The following is a 22774-nucleotide window of genomic DNA, read 5'->3' on the forward strand; positions in this document are numbered from 1 at the left end:
GCCAACCTATCGGACAAGTCCTAAAGTACTCAAGGCGCTTTCGACAGCTCCCGCTCTACATCTGCATCAAGCTGCAACAACACCTGCTCCAGCGCCGCCCAGGCAGTCTCTAGCTCATCCGGGCCTGGTGCCTGGGATGCCTGGCGCAATGCCGCACACGCCTGAGCCAAAGGCACCGCATCAATCAGGCATGCCACCCCCTCAAGGCGATGCAACGAGGCCCGCACAGCATCCACGGCAAAAGCTGACACGGCCTTGTTGAGCATCACCTGCTCTTCACCGAGGTTCTTGTGCAACTCCAACAACATGCGGCGCATGATGACCGGATCGGCCTGGGTCATTTGCTGCAGCGCCTGCATCCTGAAACTGTGCAGGGGCGCCCACGCCGAGATGGTCCCGGCCAGCCGATCCAGCGAAACAGGTTTGACCAGCAAATCGTCCATTCCCGCCTCCAGGCACCGGTCGCGCTCGTCTTTCAAGGCGTTGGCGGTGTAGCCGATGATCGCGGTTGCCGCCCGCTGCTGCTCGCTCTCCAGGTGCCGAATGGCTCGCGCCAAGGCATACCCACTCATCACCGGCATGTTGCAATCGGTCAGGAGCAGATCGAATTGTTCGTGCTGCCAGCACTCCAGTGCCGCCTGGCCATTGTCCACCGCCACCACTTGATGCCCAAGAAACTCCAGCTGTTGCATGAGCACCAGGCGACTGGCAGAGAGATCGTCTACCACCAGCACACGTCGTGCGGGGGTATTCTGGCGCAGCGCAGCCACGGGGGTGGACCGCTCCTGCTTCTGCTGCACCGGCTCCAGCATCAGCGTCACCTCAACCTCAGTACCCTCGCCCAACACGCTGTGCAGGCTGATCGAACCGCCCATCAGTTCTACCAGCTGTCGACAGATACTCAGGCCAAGGCCACTGCCTCCGTACTCTGTGGCCGAGGCGGCGCTGGCCTGGGTAAAAGGCGTGAACAGCTCACGCTGCTGCTGGTCACTGATGCCTATGCCGGTGTCTCGCACACAAAGGCGCAGCCCGACCGCCAATGGGGAATCCTCCCCGGTACGGCTGATTTCGACAGTCACCTGGCCAAGGTGGGTAAATTTCAGGGCGTTGCTCACCAGGTTGATCAACACCTGGCGCAAGCGCACCGGGTCAAACCAGTAGGTGCCTTGCGTGTCATCGGCGACTTGCAGGCGCAGTGCCAGTCCTTGTGCCAGCGCCTGGCTGCGAAACTGGGTGATGACACTTTCGGCAAACGGCACCAGCGCCACTGCCTGTGGCGTAAGCTGAAGGCTGCCAGCCTCGATGCGGGCCAGGTCCAGGCTGTCACCGATCAGGGCGATCAGTTCACGTGCCGAGCGATACGCGGTCTCCAGCCTCGACGATGGCTCCTGCCCGAGCGCCAGGGCGCTTTCGCGCTCCAGTTCCAGCAAGCCAATGATCACCGCCATCGGTGTACGGATCTCGTGGCTCATGGTGGCCAAAAATGCACTTTTTGCCTGGTTGGCCTGCTCGGCATGCTGGCGGGCCTCTACCAGGTCCGCCTCCAGTCGCTTGCGATCGGTGATGTCGATCCAGCCGCCGAGCAAGCCCTGCAATTGGCCATCGGCATTGTAAAACGGCACGGTCCATTGATAGGCGTCGATCGGCACGCCTTGCAGCTTGATCCGGCGATCGACGAACACCGGCTTGGGGTCTTTGAGCAGGTTCAGGTAGTCGGCGTGCATTTTCGCCGACAGGTGCGGGGGAATCGACGCATTATCGGTTACTCGAAGCCCCCTGACCTCATCCAGGCGCACCGAAAACGCCTCTTCATAGCTTCTGTTGCACGAGAGCAGCCGCCCTTCCAGGTCACGCACATAGATCGGGTTGGGGATACCGTCGAGCAGTGCACGCTTGAACGCCAGCTGATCATTGAGCGCCGCCTCGGCTTTCTCGCGCTGCATGATCTGTGCACGCAGGCGGCTGCTCCATACAAACGATGCCACACCAAACAGCAGTGCTGCGGCGACGGCCCAGAACACCCAGGGCGGAATCCGTTGCCACACCGGCGCAGGCGGCGCCAAGGCCCCCAGCCATTTCATCCGCAAGGCGCGCAAGTCGGCAACCGGCATGGCCTCCAGTGCCTTGTTCAGAATACTCTCAAGCTCCGGTGCGCTGCGCCTGACCGAAAACCGGTCCGGCGCCCACTTGCCTTCGACCCCGCGCCCGACCTTCAGTACCGGATCACTGTTCAGTGCGCCGTATGCCCCGACCTCACTGTCGATGGTCGCCATGGCCTGGCCATTGCGCACTTTCTCCCGGGCTTGCTCCAGCGATTCCACCAGCAACAGGCGGATGCCGGGATGGGACTGGCGAATGCTGGCTTCCAGGGCATGCTCGGCGGGCAGCGCCAGGGTTTCGCCGTTCAGTTCATCGAGCGACGCCAATCCCAGGTTCGCCTGGCGCACGATGAACACCCAGCTTTGCCCACCCAGCGAATGGGTAAAGTTGAGAAACACCCTTCGCTGCGGCGTCTCGCTCAGCGTGGTGCTCATGTCCGCCTGCTCCTGCTCCAGCAGGGCCAGGCTCTGGGCAATGGATGAAGACGGCTTGAACACGAACTGCAGCCCGGTCAGCTGCGCAATCGCCGCCAACACGTCACGGTTCAGCCCGACCCAGGCGCCCTGACGATTGCGGAACAGGTACGGCGGATACTGGCTGCCGACGACCGTTACGGTCGGATGCTGGGCAATCCATTGGTGTTCCTGCGCGCTCAGCTGGACACGCCGGTGGGCCACATCAGAACCCAGTCCGGAGGTCCAGCGCTGGAGGATTTCGCGCCGTACCGGGTCGTCGATACTGCTCAGCGCACGGTCGAACATCCCTTGCAGCAGATGGTCCTGGGCGCGCAGGGCGAAGGCAAAGCCGATCGCCGGCAGCTCGCTGGGACCGACCACCTGCAAGCCCAGGTAAGGTCGCAGCGTACTGTAGGCGCGAACAATGATTTCGTTACCGATAAACGCATCCACCTCGCCCTGGTTCAACGCTTCCAGGGCGCTACTGAGGTTGGGCGCCAGAATTACCTGGCTGCCGGGATACACCTGATGCACCACACGCGTGTCGGCATAGCCGTCGAGCAGCACGATTTTCATGCCGTCGAGTGATTTGGCGGGTAAAGGGGCGCCGCCGCGTACTACCACCATGGAACGATCGGGAATGTAGTCATCGGTAAACACCAGCTCCGGCACACTGCGCTCAAAGCCATTGGCGCTGGTCAGAACATCAATCGAGCCCTGGTGCAGGGCTTCGATCGCTTCTTCGCGCCGGGTGAAGGCCAGCACCTGGGTCTTGACCCCCAGGCGCGCGGCCACCAGACTCAGGTAGTCGGCGCTGATGCCCTGATAGCGATTACGGTCAATGGTGATGTCTACCGGCTCATAGTCGGCCGAGGAGATCCCTACCCGTAACAGCCGTGCAGGGCCGAGCCACCGCTGTTCTTCCAGGCTCAGCGCAAAGGGCTCGAGCGTGGTGAACGGTGGTGCCAGGGTAAATGGCAGGCTCTGCGCAGCATGCGCCCAGCCTGCACTGAGAACCCATAACAGGCAGGCCAGCACAAGCCCGGCTGTTCGACTGCATCCTGTGCTCATTGCTGCATCATCCGTGTTTCTGACCTTGGCCAGTGTAGAAACAAAAAAGCCCGTCAGGGACGGGCTTTTTCGTGTGCCTATCGAGGGGTCAGAGCGGCTTGCCGCGATTGCCATGCTGACTGACGAAGGCTTGTACCGCTTTCAGATCGTTGGCCAGGACCGTGCAGCGCTCTTCCCGGGCGAACAGGTCGCTCAGGTGGGCTGGCAGCTCCAGCGCCTTGCCGACGCCGGCCTTCTCCACCGCTTCCGGGAACTTGACCGGATGCGCGGTACCCAGCACCACCATCGGCGTATCCAGGCTGCGGCGGCATTCGCGTGCGGCCTTGACCCCGATCGCGGTGTGCGGGTCGAGCACTTCGCCGGTCTGGGCGAAGACTTCGGCGATGGTTTCGCAGGTTTGCGCATCATCAACGGCCAGCGAGTCGAAGAGCTTGCGCGCTTCTACCCAACGGTCCTGCTCGACGCTGAAACCGCCACCTTGCTTGAAGTTGTCCATCAAGCCGGCGATGGCAGCACCGTTGCGGCCGTGCAGGTCGAACAGCAGGCGCTCGAAGTTGGACGAGACCATGATGTCCATCGACGGCGACAGGGTCGCGTGCAGGGTTTCCTTGACGTACTGGTTGCCGCTCATGAAGCGGTGCAGGATGTCGTTGCGGTTGGTCGCGACGATCAGCTGGCTGATCGGCAGGCCCATGTTGCGCGCCAGGTAGCCGGCGAAGATGTCGCCGAAGTTGCCGGTCGGCACCGAGAACGCCACCGAACGCGCCGGGCCGCCCAGCTGCAGGGCTGCGTGGAAGTAGTAGACGATCTGGGCCATGATCCGCGCCCAGTTGATCGAGTTGACCGCGACCAGGCGCGTGCCCTTGAGGAAGCCCTGGTCAGCGAAGCTGGCCTTGACCATTTCCTGACAGTCATCGAAGTTGCCTTCGATGGCGATGTTGTGGATGTTCTCACCGAAGATGGTGGTCATCTGCCGGCGCTGCACTTCCGACACACGCTGGTGCGGGTGCAGGATGAAGATGTCGACGTTGTCGCAACGGCGGCAGCCTTCGATGGCCGCCGAACCGGTGTCACCACTGGTGGCGCCGATGATCACCACACGCTCGCCGCGCTTGGCCAGCACGTGGTCAAGCAGACGTCCGAGCAGTTGCAGGGCGAAATCCTTGAACGCCAGGGTCGGGCCGTGGAACAGCTCCAGCACCCATTCGTTGCTGTTCAGCTGACGCAGCGGGGCGACCGCGGCGTGGGCGAACTCGCCGTAGGTTTCTTCAAGAATCTTTTTGAAATCGGCATCGGCAATGCTGCCGGTAACGAACGGACGCATCACCCGGAACGCCAGTTCGTGGTATGGCAGGCCGGCCCACGAAGCGATTTCTTCCTGGGTGAAACGTGGCAGGTTTTCCGGCACGTACAGACCGCCATCGCTGGCCAGGCCTGCGAGCAGGACGTCTTCGAAATTCAGGGCCGGTGCCTGGCCGCGGGTACTGATGTAGCGCATTTGTGCAAACCTTTGGTTAAAGCTTCAAGTGTCGGGCGCCGAGCTGCAAGTCACCGCCGTTGGGCGTCTGCCTTGCAGCCGGCAGCCTGGCGCTTGCCGCTGTTATCAATTCAGTTGTTCGACGCGGATACGCACCACGTTGCCGATCACGTCCTGCAGACCTTCCAGGGCGGTGATGGCGTCGTTCATGCGTTGCTCAAGCACACGGTGAGTCAGCAGGATCATTGGCACCAGGCCGTCTTGCTCCTCGACTTCCTTCTGCATGATCGATTCGATATTGATGCCGCGCTCCGAAAGGATGCTGGCCACCTGGGCAAGCACGCCCGGGTGATCCTTGGCCTGAATCCGCAGGTAGTAAGCAGACTCGCAGGCCTCGATCGGCAGGATCGGGTGCGCCGACAACGAATCCGGCTGGAAGGCCAGGTGCGGTACACGGTTTTCGGGGTCGGAGGTCATTGCGCGGACCACATCCACCAGGTCGGCAACCACGGACGAAGCGGTCGGCTCCATGCCGGCACCGGCGCCGTAGAACAGGGTGGAACCGGCAGCGTCGCCGTTGACCATCACCGCGTTCATCACGCCGTTGACGTTGGCGATCAGGCGGTCGGCCGGGATCAGTGTCGGATGAACCCGCAACTCGATGCCGTTGACCGTGCTGCGCGCCACCCCCAGGTGCTTGATGCGGTAGCCCAGCGCTTCGGCATAGTTGACGTCGGCGGTGGTCAGCTGGGTGATGCCTTCGGTGTAAGCCTTGTCGAACTGCAGCGGAATACCAAAGGCAATCGAGGCCAGGATGGTCAGCTTGTGGGCCGCATCGATACCTTCGACGTCGAAGGTCGGGTCGGCTTCGGCATAACCCAGCGCCTGGGCTTCGGCCAGCACGTCAGGGAAGGCCCGGCCTTTCTCGCGCATTTCGGTGAGGATGAAGTTACCGGTGCCGTTGATGATACCGGCCACCCAGTTGATGCGGTTGGCCGAGAGGCCTTCGCGGATCGCCTTGATTACCGGGATGCCACCGGCCACGGCCGCTTCGAAGGCGACGATTACGCCCTTCTCGCGCGCCTTGGCGAAGATCTCGTTACCGTGCACGGCGATCAGCGCCTTGTTGGCGGTGACCACGTGCTTGCCATTGTCGATAGCCTTGAGTACCAGATCGCGGGCCACGGTGTAGCCGCCGATCAGCTCGATGACAATGTCGATTTCCGGGTTCGTTGCGACCTCGAATACATCAGCGGTAATGGGGGTACCGGTAATCTGGCAATTCGGGTTTGGCGAACGCATGGCAATCTGTGCCACTTCGATACCACGCCCGGCACGGCGGGCGATTTCCTCGGCGTTACGCTGAAGTACATTGAAGGTACCGCCACCGACGGTCCCCAACCCACAGATGCCTACTTTGACCGGTTTCACTGTGAACTCCCCATTGAACGAACGGCGCGAAGCCGTTCGTGAAAACAGCCGTCTCCCCATGGTGACGGCTAGCTTGTTGATTTATTTGCTGCCGGCGAGCGCCAGCTTGGCTACCTGTGGAGCCGGTTGATAACCCGGAATCACCTGGCCGTCTTCAAGCACGATGGCCGGGGTGCCGTTGACACCAATCGACTGACCCAGCTGGAATTGCTTGCTGACCGGGTTGGCGCACTTGGCAGCCTTGATTTCTTTGCCGTCGATCATTTTGTCCAGCGCCGCTTTACGGTCGCTGGAGCACCAGACGGCTTGCAGCTGTTCATCGCCCGGGGAGCCGAGGCCTTGACGCGGGAAGGCAACGTAACGCACTTCGATACCGCGGCGGTTCAACTCAGGCACTTCGGCGTGCAGCTTGTGGCAGTACGGGCAGGTCGTGTCGGTAAACACAGTGATGTGCGATTTGGTTTCGCCCTTGGCAGGATAAACCACCATCTCGGCGGCTGGAATAGCATTGATGCTCTTGGCGATGGCCTGACGCTCGGTTTTTTCCGTCAGGTTGACCGGCTTGCCGTCCTGGATCTGGTACAGGTAACCCTGCATGACGAACTGACCGTCGGGGCTGGCGTACAGCACGCGGCCACCTTCGAGCTTGACTTCGTACAGCCCGTTCAGCGGACTGGAGGCAACGCTGTCGACCGGCACACCCAGCTCCAGGGTTTGCAGGGTCTTGCGGATCGCCTGCTCGGCGGTGTCGGTGGCAGCGGCAAAAGTACTGACCAACGCCAGGGCGGCGGTGGCGATAATCTGGGTCACGCGCATGGGAACTCCTGAAGGCGGGCAAAGGGCCGATCAAGCAACGCAGGTCTGAAACGACGGCGGCCAGACGGTCCTTGATGCAAACCGCCCAAGCCTACCACATCATGCCCGCACAGACCGCCCCCGGCCGATACAAGCCCTGCAGGTTCAGCCACGCGGGTGATGGCGCGCGTGCATCTCCTGCAGCCGGGCGCGGGCGACGTGGGTGTAGATCTGCGTCGTTGACAGGTCGCTGTGGCCGAGGAGCATCTGCACCACCCGCAAATCGGCGCCGTGGTTGAGCAGGTGAGTGGCAAAGGCGTGGCGCAAGGTATGCGGCGACAGGCTCTTGCCAATGCCGGCCACTTGCGCCTGGTGCTTGATCCGGTGCCAGAATGTCTGCCGGGTCATCTGTTCGCCGCGCTGGCTGGGAAACAGCACGTCACTCGGGCGTCCACCCAGCAGCTCATTGCGCCCGTCCCGCACATAGCGCTCCAGCCAGACCACCGCCTCTTCGCCCATCGGCCCCAGACGTTCCTTGCTGCCCTTGCCCATTACCCGCAGTACGCCTTGGCGCAGATTGACCTGATCCAGGGTCAGGCTGACCAGTTCAGTCACGCGCAAACCACAGGCGTAGAGCACCTCAAGCATGGCGCGGTCACGCTGGCCAATCGGCTCGCTCAGGTCGGGAGCCTGCAACAGCGCCTCCACGTCCTCTTCTGAGAGGGACTTGGGCAACGGACGCCCCAACTGCGGCATCTCGACCTGCAACGTCGGGTCAACGCCAATCAGTTTCTCCCGCAGCAAATACCGATAAAAACCACGTACACCGGAGAGAAAGCGTGCTGTTGAGCGCGGCTTGTAGCCCTGGTCCAGGCGCCAGGCGAGGTGATCGAGGATCAACTCGCGCCCGGCGTCCGGCAATGCCACGTGTTGTTCCTGCAACCAGCCGTTGAACAAGGTCAGGTCGCTGCGGTACGACTCGCGGGTGTTGTCCGCCAGGCCTTTTTCCAGCCACAGGGCGTCGAGAAACTGATCGATCAAGGGGTGTTCAATGGCAGGCATGACAACTCGGCGGCATATAACAAAACAGAAATTAGCCGCTAGTCTTCCATAACACGGTCAGCATAGGGAGCTTGAATGAACGAACAACAGATATTGCTGACTTTCGGTGGCATCGGAGCCGCCGCCCTCGCCTGCCAATGGCTGGCCTGGCGCCTGAAGTTACCTGCCATCCTGTTTCTGTTGCTCAGCGGCATTCTCGCCGGGCCGATCCTGGGCTGGCTCGACCCGCAGGCCATGTTCGGCCCGCTGCTGATGCCGCTGGTGTCCCTGGCGGTCGCCCTGATCCTTTTCGAGGGCAGCCTGACCCTGCACCTCTCGCAATGGCGCGAAATAGGCAGCGTTGTGCGACGCATGGTGACCCTCGGCGCCCTGTCGACCTGGGTGATCATTACCGTCGCCACGCACTGGCTGCTCGGTTTCGACTGGCTGCTGGCGACCTTGTTCGGCACCCTCACCCTGGTCACCGGACCAACCGTGATCGTACCGATGCTGCGCGTGGTGCGGCCAAAGTCGACGATTGCCAACATTCTGCGCTGGGAAGGTATCGTCATCGACCCCATAGGCGCACTGCTGGCCGTTGTGGTGTACAGCTTCATCATTGCCAGCGCCGAAGGTAACGGCCTGAGCCAGAGCCTGATGACCTTTGCCGGGGTGATTGTCTGCGGCAGTGCGTTTGGCGCTGCGGGTGGCTGGGTGCTGGGGACTATCATGCGCCGGCAATGGCTGCCCGAGTACCTGCACAACCTGGCCTCGCTGGCTGCAGTGCTGGGCATTTTCATCGCGGCCAATGAAGTGACACATGAATCAGGCCTGCTGGCGGTCACCATCATGGGCATGTGCCTGGCCAACATGAAGGGTGTCGATGTTCGGCAGATCCTGCACTTCAAGGAAAACCTCAGCGTCTTGCTGATCTCCGGCCTGTTCATCCTCCTGGCGGCGCGCCTCGACCTCAATGCCCTGCTCGGCCTTGGCCCCGCGGTGCTGGCATTGCTGCTGGTGATTCAGCTGATCGCCCGGCCGCTCAACGTGGCGCTGTCTACCTGGGGCTCACAACTGAACTGGCGTGAGCGCACTTTGCTGAGCTGGATTGCCCCGCGCGGCATCGTCGCGGCGGCCGTGTCGGCCATCTTCGCCATCCGCCTGCACGAGGCCGGTCATGAAAGTGCCTTGCTGCTGGTACCGCTGACCTTCGCCGTGATCATCGGCACGGTGGTACTGCAAAGCGCCACCGCCCGGCCTCTGGCCAGGCTGCTGAAGGTCGCCGAGCCCGCCCCCAGCGGTTTTTTGATCGTCGGCGCGAACCCGCCGGCGCGGGCGATTGCCAAAGCCTTGCAACAGCTGGATTGCCGGGTACTGCTGACCGACTCAAGTTGGGAAAACATTCGTGCGGCACGCATGGAGGGCCTGCCCACCTACTTTGGCAACCCGGCTTCGCAACACGCCGACGCCCACCTCGACCTGGTAGGCCTGGGCCATCTGCTGGGGCTCTCTCCTTCCGGGGAGCTGAACACCCTGGCTTGCGCGCGCTTTCGCCATGATTTCGGTCATGCCCGCCTGTTTGTCCTGGCCAGCGGCTTCGAGGCGCAACGCAGTGACAAACACCGCGCCAGCGATGAACATCGCGGGCATGTCCTGGGTAGCCAGGCACTGACCTATGGGCAGTTGGCCAGCCAATTGATCGAGGGCGCCGAGCTGTACAGCACCAACCTGACGGATGAGTTTGACTGGGACGACTACCACGCTCTGCACGCTGAGCGCGCCAATGTGCTGTTTGCCCGGGACGCGAGTGGCTGGGTGCATGTGATCGGCCCTGACAGCCGCCTTAAACCTGCGGCGGGGTGGACGCTGGTGGCCCTGATTCGACCGCAAACTGCCTGAACCGGCCTGGCTTCGTTGCTAAACAATACGGCGATGAAGCCAGGCCACTTGCTCAGAACCCGGGCAGCACAGGCACGGGGCGCTTGTCTTCGTCGATGGCGACAAAGCTGAACAGGCCATGAATGGCTTTTTCACGGCTGTCGCAGCTCATGCTTTCGACAAACACCTCGACTTCGACCTTGAGGCTGGTGTTACCCACACTGGCCATCCGCCCTACCAGCTCGACAATGGAACCCGCCGCAATCGGGTGCTTGAAGTCGATGCGGTCGGTGGACACGGTCACCAGCGGCAAACGGCAGAACCGGGTGGCGGCGATGAACGAGACTTCGTCCATCCAGGCCAGGGCGGTGCCGCCAAACAGGGTGTTGTGGTGGTTGGTGGTAGACGGGAATACCGCCTTGGTCACGCGGGTCACCGACAGTTCGGTGCGGCGTTCGATTTCCTGCTCTCTGGGACTCATTCACTTCACATCTGGGACAAATTGCAGACAACAAAAAAGCAGCCCGAAGGCTGCTTTTTTCGCATGGCGGCCGAAGCTGCCGGTCAAACTGTCATCAGGACAGTTTTTCCTTGATGCGAGCGGCTTTACCGGACAGGTCGCGCAGGTAGTACAGCTTGGCTTTACGCACGTCACCACGACGTTTCACGGCCAGGCTGTCGATTTGCGGGCTGTAGGTCTGGAAAGTACGCTCAACACCAACACCGTTGGAGATCTTGCGAACAGTGAAAGCGCTGTTCAGACCACGGTTGCGCTTGGCGATGACAACGCCTTCGAAAGCCTGCAGACGCGAACGATCGCCTTCCTTCACTTTCACCTGAACGACAACGGTGTCGCCCGGGGCAAAGGTCGGGATCTCTTTGGACATCTGCTCAGCTTCGATCTGCTGAATGATTTTGTTGGTCATGCTGTGCTCCTAAGGTAAATCGTCGGATCTACCATCGATACGTTAACTATCGTCCCGCTCTCGGAGATACTCCTCGAGCAGCTTCTTCTCTTCTCCAGAAAGTGAGCGACTTTCCAGAAGATCGGCGCGTCGTTCATAGGTCCGCCCAAGGGACTGCTGTAAACGCCATCGCCGGATGTGTGCATGGTTGCCACTAAGCAACACGTCGGGAACACGCTGATCCGCATACACCTCCGGTCGGGTGTAGTGCGGGCAATCAAGCAGACCATCGGTAAAGGAATCTTCCTCTGCCGAGTCCGCATGCCCTAAAGCTCCGGGCAGCAGTCGCGTAACCGCATCAATCAGGACCATTGCTGGTAGCTCACCACCAGACAATACGTAGTCCCCAATCGACCACTCTTCATCGACATGAGCTTCAATAAAGCGCTCGTCAATGCCTTCATATCGACCGGCTATCAGAATCAACGACTCTTGACTCGCCAGGTCTTTGACCGCCGACTGACTCAGCTTGCGGCCTTGCGGGCTCAGGTAGATCACCTTCGCCGCCTCTCCGGTTGCCTGCCTGGCATGGACCAGGGCGTCTTCCAGAGGCTTGATCTTCATCACCATGCCCGGACCACCGCCAAAAGGCCGATCATCCACTGTATGGTGGCGATCTGTGGTGTAGTCCCGCGGGTTCCAGCAGGTCAATTGCAACAACCCCTGTTTTACCGCTCGGCTGGTAATGCCGTACTCACTGATGGCCGAGAACATCTCGGGGAACAGCGTGATGACGTCTACGCGCAGGCTCGCCATTGCTTAGAAGTCCGCGTCCCATTCCACCCTCATCACGCCTGCATCCAGGTCGATTGCCAGCACGCATTGCTCTGTATAGGGCAACAACCGCTCGCGATCATCCAGGCTGCCCGCGCAGGGCTTGACCACCATTACATCGTTCGCGCCGGTCTCCAACAGGTGATCAACCGTGCCGAACAGCTGTTCGTCCTGATTGATGACTTTCAGACCCACCAACTGGTACCAGTAGTACTCGTCGACAGGCAGGTTGGGCAAAAGGCTACGCGAGATACAAATCTCATAACCGCTCAGAAGACGGGCTTCATCACGATCGTCGAGGCCTTTGAGCTTGGCGACCAGATCCTTTTGAGTGGAACGGCCACTGACCAGCTCTACCTGTTTAACCACGCCTTCGCGCCGAAGCGTCCAGTTGCGGTAATCCAACAGGTTTTCAATCGGATCAGTAAAGGAATACACCTTCACTTCGCCGCGAACGCCGTGAACCGAGAAAATCTTGCCAACAACGATTAAATCGTCAGCACTTTCTGGCGTCGCGTTCATATTGCTCAGGCAGCAGCCTTGGCAGCTTGCTTCAGCAGTTGAGCAACGCGCTCGGACGGCTGTGCGCCAACGCTCAGCCAGTGAGCAACGCGGTCTTGTTTAACGGACAGACGAACTTCCTGACCACGAGCGATAGGGTTGAAGAAACCAACCTGCTCGATGTGCGAACCGGTAACCGGGTTACGCGAGTCGGTCACGGTCAGGGTGTAAAATGGGCGCTTTTTAGAGCCACCACGGGCAAGACGGATGGTTAGCATTGAACATCGTTCCTGTAGTCGGTGCTGCAAATCATAATGCACAGCGGGCACACGGGTGCCCGAAAGGCCGCATATTCTCAAGGAATACACGGACTTTTGCAAATGCCTTTTTACGACAAGGAAAAAGGCCAGCCTGCAGATTTGCGAATAACGCTGCCTTATATAAAGCAGCAGTGTCCCGCCGAAGGCGGGGTTCCGATCAGCAGCCCGGTTTCAGGCCGCTGATCTGAATCGGGTTACAGCTTGGGCATGCCGCCACCAGGCATCATGCCGCCCAGGCCGCGCATCATTTTGGCCATGCCGCCCTTGGCAGAAAACTTCTTCATCATCTTCTGCATTTGCTTGTGCTGTTTGATCAAGCGACCGATGTCCTGCACCTGGGTGCCGGAACCCATGGCGATACGGCGCTTGCGCGAACCGCTGATCAGGTCAGGGTCGCGGCGCTCGGCCGGGGTCATGGAGTTGATGATCGCTTCCATCTGCTTGAACTGCTTCTCGGCCGCACCCTGGGCATTGCCCATCTGTGCCAGGTTGACGCCACCGATGCTTGGCAGTTTGTCCATCAGGCCGCCGAGGCCGCCCATGTTCTTCATCTGTTGCAGCTGGTCACGGAAGTCTTCGAGGTCGAAGCCCTTGCCCTTCTTCAGCTTCTTGGCCAGTTTGTCGGCCTTTTCCTTGTCGAGGGTCTGCTCGGCCTGTTCGATCAGGCTGAGCACGTCACCCATGCCCAGGATGCGCGAAGCGATACGGTCCGGGTGGAACGGTTCGAGCGCTTCGCTCTTCTCGCCCATACCGATGAACTTGATCGGCTTGCCGGTGATCGCACGCACCGACAGCGCCGCACCACCACGGGCATCGCCGTCGACCTTGGTCAGGATCACACCGGTCAGCGGCAGCGCGTCACCAAACGCCTTGGCGGTGTTGGCCGCATCCTGACCGGTCATGGCGTCAACCACGAACAGGGTTTCGATCGGCTTGACCGCGGCGTGCAGGTCCTTGATCTCGGTCATCATCTCGGCATCGATATGCAGACGACCGGCGGTGTCGACGATGACCACGTCGATGAATTTCAGTTTGGCTTCGCGGATGGCCGCTTCAGCAATGGCCACTGGCTTCTGGCTGATATCGGACGGGAAGAAGGTCACGCCGATGTCGCCCGCCAGCGTTTCCAGCTGCTTGATCGCCGCCGGACGGTAGACGTCAGCCGACACCACCATCACCGACTTCTTCTTGCGCTCTTTGAGGAAGCGCGCCAGCTTGCCGGCGGTGGTGGTCTTACCCGCACCCTGCAAACCGGCCATCAGTACTACAGCCGGCGGCGCGGCGTTGAGCGACAGCTCTTCGTTGGCCGCGCCCATCATGCCTTCGAGCTCGGCCTGGACAATCTTCACGAATGCCTGGCCCGGTGTCAGGCTGCGCGACACCTCGGTGCCGACGGCACGCTCTTTGATCTTGTTGACGAAATCCTTGACCACCGGCAGGGCGACGTCAGCCTCGAGCAACGCCATGCGCACTTCACGCAGGGTGTCTTTGATGTTGTCTTCGGTCAGCTTGGCCTTGCCGGTGACATGGCGCAGCGTCTGTGACAGACGGTCGGTCAGGTTTTCAAACATGGTGATCCTTTCTGGCTCTGTAGAACCGAGGTTTATCAGCTGCCTCTGGCGTGTTCGACGGGCCTTGGGCAGGGGCAGGTCGGCGATTATAACGAAGACTCGGGCAAGCGCACACCTCGCCGTCGGCTGGCAGTCTTCCTTGGCGGGCGCGTTCTATGCCAAACTCAGCTCTTTTCGGGCTTGCCTAACAGGACTTATGCTCCCTTTGTCACCCAGCTTGCTACCCAACCTGATCGCCGCCTGCCTGTATGCCGCCGCGACTCTCTATCAAGGCTCGCGCCTGGCGCAAGGCGCCAAGGCCGACAAGCGCCTGCTCGGCCTGCTCGGCGCGCTGGCGGTCATTGCCCAGGGCACTGCGTTGTGCTGGCAACTGATCACGCCGCTGGGCCTGAGCCTGGATTTTTTCAGCGCCGCCAGCCTGATCGCCACCGCGGTCATCGCCCTGACCCTGCTCGCCTGCCTGCGCATCCCGGTAGAAAACCTGCTGGTGCTGCTGTTTCCGCTGGGCATGCTCACCGCGTTGACCGCGCAGTTCGCGCCACCCGGCACGGTGCCGCTGATCGACGAAGAGCCCGGTATCCTTGCGCACATCCTGCTGTCGATCCTGGCGTACGGGATGTTCACCATCGCCGTGTTCCAGGCGCTGTTGCTGCTGCTTCAGGATCACCAGCTCAAGCACAAGCACCCGTCGGGGCTGATCAAGAACTTCCCGCCCCTGCAAACCATGGAAAGCCTGCTGTTCGGTTTTCTCTGGGCTGGCTGGGGACTGTTGTCGCTGTCGCTGATTTCCGGCTGGCTGTTTCTCGACAACCTGTTTGCGCAACACCTGGCGCACAAAACCCTGCTGGCCTGTGTGGCCTGGGTGGTGTTCAGCGTGCTGTTGTGGGGCCGCACCCGCCTGGGCTGGCGCGGACACAAGGCCATTCGCTGGACCCTCGCCGGTTTCTGCCTGCTGATGCTGGCCTACTTCGGCAGCAAGCTGGTACGCGAATTCATCCTGCACATCTGACGGGCACAGGTAAATGGACGCTCTGCCGTTAGGCCCCTTGCTTGGCATATTGGCACTGGCCCTGCTCTGGTCGGCACTGTTCACTGCGGTGGACGCCGCCCAGCAGCAACTCAATCACCTGCGTCGCAACAGCGTCACCGGCGAACACCCTGAGCTGGCTTTCACCCCGCAATCGCTGGTGCTCTGCTCGACCCTTGGAAAGTTGCTGGTCATGGCCCTGGCCTGCCTGCTGGGGCAGCGCTACAACGGTGAGCAGGGTTTCTGGCTGGCCGGGCTGGGCGCCGCCGTGCTGCTGCTGGTACTTTCCGAGTACCTGCCACGCCAGCTGGCCCGTCGCAACCCGCTGACCTTCATCAGCCTCGGCAACAGCCTGCTCAAAGCCCCGCTGACACTGCTTCGCCCCCTGGCCTGGCTGCTCGATGGCTGCGCCCGCGTATTGCTGCGCCCGTTCCGCATTCAGCCACACGCTGTTGCCCTGCACGATCAAACCGATGCCGACGACACCGAAGACGACCTGCAGGCCGGGCACCGCCTGAACCTGCCTGAGAGCCTGTTGGCCCTGGACAAGATCACCGTCAACGACATCCTGGTGCCACGCAACGATGTCGACGGCATCAACCTTGATGATTCCATCGAGCAGATCATCGAACAGCTGATCATCAGCCGCCACACCCGTCTGCCGGTGTATCACAGCGACATCAACCAGGTCGAAGCCATCCTCAACACCAAGCTGATCAGCCACCTTTTGCCCAAGGCCGAGCTGACCCGCGAAACACTTCAGGCAGCTTGCTACGATCCATATTTCGTGCCGGAAAGCACCCCGCTGCAACTGCAACTGCTCAATTTCCACAAGCAACAGCGCCGCCTGGGCGTCGTCGTCGATGAATACGGCGAGGTACAGGGCATTGTCACGCTCGAAGACATCCTTGAAGAGATCGTCGGCGAGTTCGAAGACGAACACAGCCTGGACAACCCGCACATCCACCCACAGGCAGACGGGCGCTTCGTCATCGAAGGCAACGTTGCCATCCGTGAGCTCAATCGCAGCCTGGGCTGGCACCTGCCAAGCGACGGCCCGAAAACCCTCAACGGCCTGGTGACCGAGGCCCTTGAGAGCATACCGGCCAGCGCGGTTTGCCTGAAAATTGGCCGTTATCGCCTGGAAATCCTCGAAACTGAAGACAATTGCGCCAGCCGCATACTGGTCTGGACCGTAACTCGCTAGTTATACTCAAGCCACGCTTACCCAGCCCAGCCGTCGCGCCCGCTACCCGCATTTGGCGTTTCTCGGCCAGTCCGCTCGACCGAATACTGCGCGCCCAGTACGCACTGGTTCACACCCCGAACCGTGCCCGCGCCGCCCCTATCCCCAACGGGCGTATGCTCAGTCACGCGACCAACAACAATACGCTTCGGCGCCTGCCCGCCTGGGCCTGCCTGTGCAGGTCGGCGGCTACGCCAAGGGAGCACTCGACTGTCAGGGATAATCGCATGACAACCAGCAGCACCTACTCAGACACGGCACCGGCCAGCACCGGCAACTCCCCGGCAAGGGTGGCCACCGCCAGCTTTATCGGCACCGCCATCGAGTTCTACGACTTTTACGTCTACGCCACTGCCGCCGCGCTGGTCATCGGCCCGGTGTTTTTCCCGCAAACCTCCGGCACCGCACAGATGCTCTCGGCGTTCCTGACCTTCGGTATCGCCTTTCTGGCCAGGCCCCTGGGCTCGGCGCTGTTCGGCCACTTTGGCGACCGCATCGGGCGCAAGTCGACCCTGGTGGCCTCCTTGCTGCTGATGGGCGTGTGTACAACCCTGATCGGCGTGCTGCCGGGATACGACAGCATCGGCGCCTGGGCACCGATCCTCCTGTGCGTACTGCGTTTCGGCCAGGGCCTGGGCCTTGGCGGCGAATGGGGCGGCGCTGCCTTGCTGGCCACGGAGAACGCCCCGAAAGGCAAACGCGCCTGGTTCGGCATGTTCCCGCAACTGGGTCCTTCCATCGGCTTTTTGGCGGCCAACGGCCTGTTCCTGACCTTGGCCATGGTCCTGACCGACGAGCAGTTCCGCAGCTGGGGCTGGCGGATTCCCTTCCTGCTTAGCGCTGCACTGGTCATCGTTGGCCTGTATGTGCGACTCAAGCTGGAAGAAACGCCGATCTTCGCCAAAGCCATTGCCCGCCATGAGCGGGTGAAAATGCCAGTGGTCGAACTGTTCTCGCAGTACTGGATGCCGGTGTTGCTCGGCGCCGCCGCCATGGTCGTGTGCTATGCGCTGTTCTACATCTCGACGGTGTTCTCGCTCAGCTATGGCGTGTCAACGCTGGGCTACAGCCGTGAGACGTTCCTCGGCCTGCTGTGCTTTGCAGTGTTGTTCATGGCGCTGGCTACCCCGCTGTCGGCGTGGCTCAGCGACAAGTACGGGCGCAAGCCGGTGTTGATCGTCGGTGCGATCCTGGCGATTCTCTCGGGCTTCACCATGCAGCCGCTGCTGACCTCAGGCTCCACCACCGGTGTCGCGCTGTTCCTGGCCATCGAGCTGTTTTTGATGGGCGTGACCTTCGCGCCGATGGGCGCGTTGCTGCCTGAACTGTTCCCCACCCACGTACGTTACACGGGGGCATCGGCAGCCTATAACCTCGGCGGCATCGTCGGCGCTTCGGCAGCACCGTTCTTCGCCCAGAAGCTGGTGGCGATGGGTGGTTTGAGCTGGGTGGGCGGTTATGTGTCGGCAGCAGCGCTGCTGAGCCTGATTGCCGTGCTGTGCCTGAAAGAAACCCGCCACTCGGAGCTGTGACGGGATGAGCCGCAAGCTGCAAGCCACACAGCTTGCGGCTTGCAGCTATCGGTCAGTCAGAACTCGACGCTGACTGCCTGCGAAGCGCGGGTCGCTTTGGCCCGCGCAGCCTCGATCGACTCGTCGCGCGCCAGGCACACGCCCATACGGCGCTGGCCATTGACCTCAGGCTTGCCGAACAGACGAATCGCCGTATCCGGCTCGCTCAGGGCCACGCCCAGGTTGGCGAACGCCGTCTGCTGCGATTGACCTTCCACCAGAATAACTGCCGAAGCCGAAGGCCCGAACTGACGGATCAATGGAATCGGCAGGCCAAGAATTGCCCGCGCATGCAGGGCGAACTGCGACAGGTCCTGGGAAATCAGGGTCACCAGGCCAGTGTCGTGCGGGCGCGGCGACACTTCGCTGAACCACACCTGATCCCCCTTGATGAACAGCTCAACGCCAAACAGGCCGCGGCCACCCAGCGCCTCGGTGACAGCCTTGGCCACACGCTCGGACTCAGCCAGGGCCTTGGGACTCATGGCCTGAGGCTGCCAGGATTCCTGATAGTCACCTTTCTCCTGACGGTGCCCGACCGGCGCACAGAACGTGGTACCGCCGACGTGACGCACGGTCAGCAGGGTAATTTCGTAGTCGAAGTCGATGAAGCCTTCGATGATCACCCGGCCCTTGCCGGCGCGACCACCCTCCTGGGCGTACTCCCAGGCCTTGTGCAGGTCACCGGCGCTGCGCAGCAGGCTCTGACCCTTGCCCGACGAACTCATCACCGGCTTGACCACGCACGGGAAGCCCAGGTCCTCGACGGCCTTGGCATAGTCTTCGAAGGTGTCAGCGAAGTGGTACGGCGAAGTCGGCAGGTCCAGCTCTTCGGCAGCCAGGCGACGGATACCTTCGCGGTTCATGGTCAACTGCGCAGCACGCGCCGTCGGTACCACGGTGAAGCCTTCGTTTTCCAGCTCGACCAGGGTCGCAGTGGCAATGGCTTCGATCTCCGGCACGATGTAGTGCGGCTTTTCCGCCTCGATCACCGCACGCAGTGCTGCGCCATCAAGCATGTTGATCACATGGCTGCGATGGGCCACCTGCATGGCCGGGGCATTGGCGTAACGGTCCACGGCGATCACTTCAACACCCAGGCGTTGCAGCTCGATCACCACTTCCTTGCCCAGCTCGCCGCAGCCACACAGCAGTACGCGGGTCGCTGTTGGCGACAATGGGGTTCCGATACGGGTCATTTCAGGTCCTCAAGAGGAAGGAATCCAGGGCCGCCCCGTGCTCGGTGCAACCCGGTGAAAAGGAGCGCCATTTTACATGAACCGTGCCGCCCGGCCTCAGCCGATGGCAGCACGCTTGCGCAAACGCCAGGCCATGATCAGCCAGACCGCCGTCACCCCGGCAAATTTAGATGCCAGTGCGGTGCCGACCACCGCCGGGGTCAACGCCCCGATCATGCCGAAAAAGATAAAGGTATCGACCGGAATGCTCAGCGCCGAACTCAACCACAGACGGTCATGCAAGGGGCGCCGGGTAATGCTGAAGACCAGCCAGTCGATCAGCTCGGAAACGGCAAACGCCGTGGCACTGGCCAGGGCAATGGCAGGCTCGGAAGTGATGTACGACAGTGCCAGCGCCACCAGCATGGCGATCAGTGCGCCATGACCAAAGCGGGTCTGGACCATATCGCGCAGGATGAACACCAGCCCGCCCCAGGCAGACCAGATGACATCAAGGTGCGGGGCGCTGGAAAAGGCGTAGTTGATCAGCACGACACTGCTGATGTAGGCAATCAGAAAGGGCATGGGCATTACCGCTGGACAAGCCCTACAGGGTACTTGAGCCGCAGCCTGCGGCCAAGTACCCGCTCAACCGGCAATACTGTTCGCGTTGAAGATGAGCCCGGCCGCCAGCGCCCGCTCATGGCACAACTGGAGCACCTGGCGCCGCTCGGTGTTGTCCATACGGCCCCAGCGGGTGATTTCCATGGCCGTGCGCTGACAGCCCGTGCAGATATCCGCTTCATCCAGGGCACAGATCTGCACACAGGGCGAGGCGACCGGGCGTTCACTGCTGCTCATCAGTCCTCCTGAGGTGCGAGGTCGCGGGCATAACGCTCGGCATTGTGCACATAGTGCGCCGCGCTGGCCTCGAGCATGTTCTTCTGCGCGTCGGTGAGTTCGCGCACCACCTTGCCCGGCGAGCCCATTACCAGTGAACCGTCGGGGATTTCCTTGCCCTCTGGAATCAGGGCATTGGCGCCGATGATGCAGTACTTGCCGATTTTCGCGCCATTGAGAATGACCGCATTGATCCCGACCAGGCTGTAATCGCCCACGGAGCAGCCGTGCAGCATGGCGTTGTGGCCGACAGTGACGCCCTTGCCCAGGGTCAGCGGCGAGCCCATGTCGGTGTGCATGACGGTACCGTCCTGGACATTGCTGTTCTCACCGATGTCGATCAGCTCGTTGTCGCCGCGCAGCACTGCGCCAAACCAGACACTGGCGCCGGCCTGCAAGCGCACCTTACCAATCAGCGTGGCAGTGGGCGCCGCCCAGCTGCGTGGATGGGTTTCGACCCGCAGGTCGCCCAGACGGTATTTCATGCGTGGTTCCTCACGGTGCGGCGGTCGTGGCGGGTGGGCCCGCTCAAATTGGGGTAAAGCGTTCAGGCGGCTGATGCAGGCTGATCCGGGCATCGTAAAGCAAGTTGACCAACTCGACGATCATGATCGCCGACAGCCCCCAGATCTTGTACTCGCCAAAGCGGTAGCTGGGCACATACCAGCTGCGCCCCTGGTAATCGATACGGTGGGTGTGATCGCGCGGGTCCTGGCGAAAGAATTCCAGCGGCACGGTAAACACTGCAGCAATTTCCGCATCGTTGGCCTGGTACTCGACAAAATCGGGGATCACCCCGACAAAGGGCGTTACCTTGATCCCGTGCAATGAAATCAACGGGCTCAACGGACCGATGATCTCCACCAACCCCGGTGGCAGGCCGATCTCTTCCTCGGCCTCACGCAAGGCCGTGAACACCAGGTCGGGATCTCCCGGGTCGCGGCGCCCGCCAGGGAAGGCCACTTCGCCACCGTGGGTCGACAGTCCCTTGGCGCGCAGGGTCAGTACCAGTTCAGGCGCTTCGCTGCGGGTGATGGGCAATAACACTGCGGCCTCGGGAAAACGATGATCGGTCTCCAGGGTGCTCGGCGTATGACTGCTTACGCGGCGAAGTAGCTCGTCCAGCATTGCTCTCTCTCGATTCCAAAGCCTGATCAGCATGATGCACCAAAGCCGCGGGCCGCCCAAGCCCCGATACGAACCGGCTTGCAGGTGCAGTGAAAGTCGCGCCAAGATAAGCGCTACTTACAGGAATAAAAGCATGAAATTCTGCAGCGCGTGCGGCAAACCGGTAAATCAGCGTATTCCCGAAGGCGACACACGCCTGCGCTACGTCTGCGACCACTGTCAGACCATCCATTACCAGAACCCCAATATCGTCGCCGGCGTCCTGCCGACCTGGGGTGGCCAGGTGCTGCTGTGCCGCCGCGCCATCGAGCCGCGCCTGGGTTACTGGACCTTACCTGCCGGTTTCATGGAAAACGGTGAAACCCTGGAGCAGGCTGCCCGCCGCGAAACGGTCGAGGAAGCCTGCGCCCGTGTCAGCGAGATGACCCTCTACCAGCTGTTCGACCTGCCGCACATCAACCAGGTGCATGTGTTTTTTCGCGCAGAACTGGCTGACCTGGACTTTGCCGTGGGTGCCGAAAGCCTGGAAGTGCGACTTTTCGACGAAAGTGAGATCCCGTGGGACGAGCTGGCTTTCCGCACCATCACCCGTACCCTAGAATGCTATTATCGTGACCGCATCGAGCAACACTACCCGATTGGCAATGAATGCCTGTCACCGATGCCCGTCTCGTCATCCAACAACTAATTTCCGGGATACCGCTTCATGCGCTGGTTGCTTGCCCTTTTCTGCCTCAGTATGGCTTCGGTTTCCCAGGCAGCGTTTACCGAAACAATCGTGACCCGGCCGGTCGACAAGATCGCCCCTTCTCCTCTCCAGCTAAAACCTCAACCGGCAGTGCCCATCGACAAGATCCTGGTGGTCAAGTCTGAGCGACGCCTGCAGCTGATCAGTGGCGGCGCACCGCTGAAAACCTACCGCATCTCCCTGGGCAAGCAGCCCAAGGGCCCGAAAATGCGCGAAGGTGACAAGCGCACCCCGGAAGGCTTCTACTGGATCGACTGGCGCAAGGAGAGTGACCGCTACAACCTGGCCATGCACGTCTCCTACCCGAACATCAGCGATTCGGCACGGGCCCGGCGTGAAGGCGTACCCCCTGGCGGCATGATCATGATCCACGGCACGCCGCTGGACGAGGAGTACCCTGAGGAGTTCTTCCACACCCTGGACTGGACCGAGGGCTGCATTGCCATGACCAACCGCGACATGCGCGAAGTCTGGGACATGGTGCCCGACGGCACGATGATCGAAATTCGTCCCTGAGGGCTTTGCCCCGGGCACAAAAAAGCCGCGGCCCGGGGGACCCCGGGGGGGGGGGTTTTGTGGGGAGCGGCGGGGGGGGGG

General features: G+C 61.5%; 22 protein-coding genes. 6 read left to right on the forward strand and 16 right to left on the reverse strand.

Translation table 11 applies throughout. The annotated features are described in order from the left end of the window. Positions 1 to 29: 29 nt before the first annotated feature. From I5S59_RS16540 to xerD, 5 genes are all read right to left on the reverse strand, one after another. Positions 30 to 3626 carry an ATP-binding protein gene (locus I5S59_RS16540; RefSeq protein WP_197877581.1) on the reverse strand — a complete coding sequence of 1199 codons (3597 nt, stop codon included), beginning with the start codon at positions 3624 to 3626 and terminating at the stop codon, positions 30 to 32. A gap of 88 nt (positions 3627 to 3714) precedes the next feature. After that, a complete protein-coding gene (gene thrC, locus I5S59_RS16545; RefSeq protein ID WP_197877582.1) occupies positions 3715 to 5124 on the reverse strand; it encodes a threonine synthase in 1410 nt (469 codons plus the stop codon). Positions 5125 to 5229: 105 nt separating this feature from the next. Beyond that, positions 5230 to 6534 carry a homoserine dehydrogenase gene (locus I5S59_RS16550; RefSeq protein WP_197877583.1) on the reverse strand — a complete coding sequence of 435 codons (1305 nt, stop codon included), beginning with the start codon at positions 6532 to 6534 and terminating at the stop codon, positions 5230 to 5232. An 81-nt stretch (positions 6535 to 6615) separates the two neighbouring features. Continuing rightward, a complete protein-coding gene (gene dsbC, locus I5S59_RS16555) occupies positions 6616 to 7350 on the reverse strand; it encodes a bifunctional protein-disulfide isomerase/oxidoreductase DsbC (RefSeq protein WP_197877584.1) in 735 nt (244 codons plus the stop codon). A 144-nt stretch (positions 7351 to 7494) separates the two neighbouring features. Next, on the reverse strand, positions 7495 to 8391 hold the full coding sequence (xerD, locus tag I5S59_RS16560) for a site-specific tyrosine recombinase XerD (RefSeq protein ID WP_197877585.1): 897 nt from the start codon (positions 8389 to 8391) through the stop codon (positions 7495 to 7497). 75 nt (positions 8392 to 8466) lie between these two features. Here xerD and I5S59_RS16565 point away from each other — a divergent pair, with 75 nt between their 5' ends. Then, entirely contained in the window at positions 8467 to 10269 is a 1803-nt protein-coding gene (locus I5S59_RS16565; RefSeq protein WP_197877586.1) for a cation:proton antiporter, read from the forward strand. A gap of 52 nt (positions 10270 to 10321) precedes the next feature. Here the strand turns inward: I5S59_RS16565 and I5S59_RS16570 are convergent, their stop codons facing one another. The 6 genes from I5S59_RS16570 to ffh form a co-directional block, all read right to left on the reverse strand. Then, entirely contained in the window at positions 10322 to 10729 is a 408-nt protein-coding gene (locus I5S59_RS16570) for an acyl-CoA thioesterase (RefSeq protein WP_197877587.1), read from the reverse strand. A gap of 94 nt (positions 10730 to 10823) precedes the next feature. Further along, a complete protein-coding gene (gene rplS / locus I5S59_RS16575; RefSeq protein ID WP_128322500.1) occupies positions 10824 to 11174 on the reverse strand; it encodes a 50S ribosomal protein L19 in 351 nt (116 codons plus the stop codon). A gap of 42 nt (positions 11175 to 11216) precedes the next feature. After that, positions 11217 to 11969: a tRNA (guanosine(37)-N1)-methyltransferase TrmD gene (gene trmD, locus I5S59_RS16580; protein ID WP_128322501.1), complete on the reverse strand. Its 753-nt coding sequence runs from the start codon at positions 11967 to 11969 to the stop codon at positions 11217 to 11219. Between the two features lie 3 nt (positions 11970 to 11972). Beyond that, the gene (gene rimM / locus I5S59_RS16585) at positions 11973 to 12509 is read right to left on the reverse strand and encodes a ribosome maturation factor RimM (RefSeq protein WP_128322502.1); all 537 of its coding nucleotides are present in this window, start codon (positions 12507 to 12509) and stop codon (positions 11973 to 11975) included. A gap of 5 nt (positions 12510 to 12514) precedes the next feature. Next, the gene (gene rpsP, locus I5S59_RS16590; protein ID WP_128322503.1) at positions 12515 to 12766 is read right to left on the reverse strand and encodes a 30S ribosomal protein S16; all 252 of its coding nucleotides are present in this window, start codon (positions 12764 to 12766) and stop codon (positions 12515 to 12517) included. Between the two features lie 236 nt (positions 12767 to 13002). Beyond that, positions 13003 to 14379, reverse strand: coding sequence for a signal recognition particle protein (ffh, locus tag I5S59_RS16595; protein ID WP_128322504.1), 1377 nt, complete (start codon positions 14377 to 14379; stop codon positions 13003 to 13005). Between the two features lie 196 nt (positions 14380 to 14575). Here ffh and I5S59_RS16600 point away from each other — a divergent pair, with 196 nt between their 5' ends. The 3 genes from I5S59_RS16600 to I5S59_RS16610 all read left to right on the forward strand — a co-directional run bounded on the left by I5S59_RS16600 (position 14576) and on the right by I5S59_RS16610 (position 18184). Next, entirely contained in the window at positions 14576 to 15388 is an 813-nt protein-coding gene (locus I5S59_RS16600; protein WP_420066459.1) for a cytochrome C assembly family protein, read from the forward strand. A 13-nt stretch (positions 15389 to 15401) separates the two neighbouring features. Next, positions 15402 to 16613 carry a transporter associated domain-containing protein gene (locus I5S59_RS16605; RefSeq protein ID WP_197877589.1) on the forward strand — a complete coding sequence of 404 codons (1212 nt, stop codon included), beginning with the start codon at positions 15402 to 15404 and terminating at the stop codon, positions 16611 to 16613. A gap of 266 nt (positions 16614 to 16879) precedes the next feature. Beyond that, positions 16880 to 18184, forward strand: coding sequence for an MFS transporter (locus I5S59_RS16610; protein ID WP_128322507.1), 1305 nt, complete (start codon positions 16880 to 16882; stop codon positions 18182 to 18184). A gap of 56 nt (positions 18185 to 18240) precedes the next feature. On the opposite strand, the gene purT is transcribed toward I5S59_RS16610, so the two are convergent. The 5 genes from purT to I5S59_RS16635 form a co-directional block, all read right to left on the reverse strand. Continuing rightward, positions 18241 to 19422 carry a formate-dependent phosphoribosylglycinamide formyltransferase gene (gene purT / locus I5S59_RS16615; protein WP_197877590.1) on the reverse strand — a complete coding sequence of 394 codons (1182 nt, stop codon included), beginning with the start codon at positions 19420 to 19422 and terminating at the stop codon, positions 18241 to 18243. A gap of 96 nt (positions 19423 to 19518) precedes the next feature. Beyond that, positions 19519 to 19986: a VUT family protein gene (locus I5S59_RS16620; protein ID WP_128322509.1), complete on the reverse strand. Its 468-nt coding sequence runs from the start codon at positions 19984 to 19986 to the stop codon at positions 19519 to 19521. Between the two features lie 63 nt (positions 19987 to 20049). After that, positions 20050 to 20262 carry a DUF1289 domain-containing protein gene (locus I5S59_RS16625; RefSeq protein ID WP_197877591.1) on the reverse strand — a complete coding sequence of 71 codons (213 nt, stop codon included), beginning with the start codon at positions 20260 to 20262 and terminating at the stop codon, positions 20050 to 20052. After that, positions 20262 to 20786 (reverse strand): gamma carbonic anhydrase family protein, encoded by a 525-nt coding sequence (locus I5S59_RS16630; protein ID WP_197877592.1) that lies wholly within the window; start codon positions 20784 to 20786, stop codon positions 20262 to 20264. The genes I5S59_RS16625 and I5S59_RS16630 overlap by 1 nt, the downstream gene beginning before the upstream one ends. A gap of 43 nt (positions 20787 to 20829) precedes the next feature. Continuing rightward, positions 20830 to 21429 carry a CoA pyrophosphatase gene (locus I5S59_RS16635; RefSeq protein WP_128322512.1) on the reverse strand — a complete coding sequence of 200 codons (600 nt, stop codon included), beginning with the start codon at positions 21427 to 21429 and terminating at the stop codon, positions 20830 to 20832. Positions 21430 to 21562: 133 nt separating this feature from the next. Between I5S59_RS16635 and I5S59_RS16640 the strand changes: the two genes are divergently transcribed. Both I5S59_RS16640 and I5S59_RS16645 read left to right on the forward strand, forming a co-directional pair. Next, entirely contained in the window at positions 21563 to 22117 is a 555-nt protein-coding gene (locus I5S59_RS16640; RefSeq protein ID WP_197877593.1) for an NUDIX hydrolase, read from the forward strand. Positions 22118 to 22135: 18 nt separating this feature from the next. Continuing rightward, complete coding sequence (locus I5S59_RS16645; RefSeq protein WP_197877594.1) at positions 22136 to 22693, forward strand: L,D-transpeptidase family protein; 558 nt, start codon at positions 22136 to 22138, stop codon at positions 22691 to 22693. The last annotated feature ends 81 nt before the right edge of the window (positions 22694 to 22774 follow it).

The organism is Pseudomonas alkylphenolica (assembly GCF_016009175.1).
In the GTDB taxonomy this organism is placed as follows: Bacteria; Pseudomonadota; Gammaproteobacteria; order Pseudomonadales; family Pseudomonadaceae; genus Aquipseudomonas; species Aquipseudomonas alkylphenolica_B.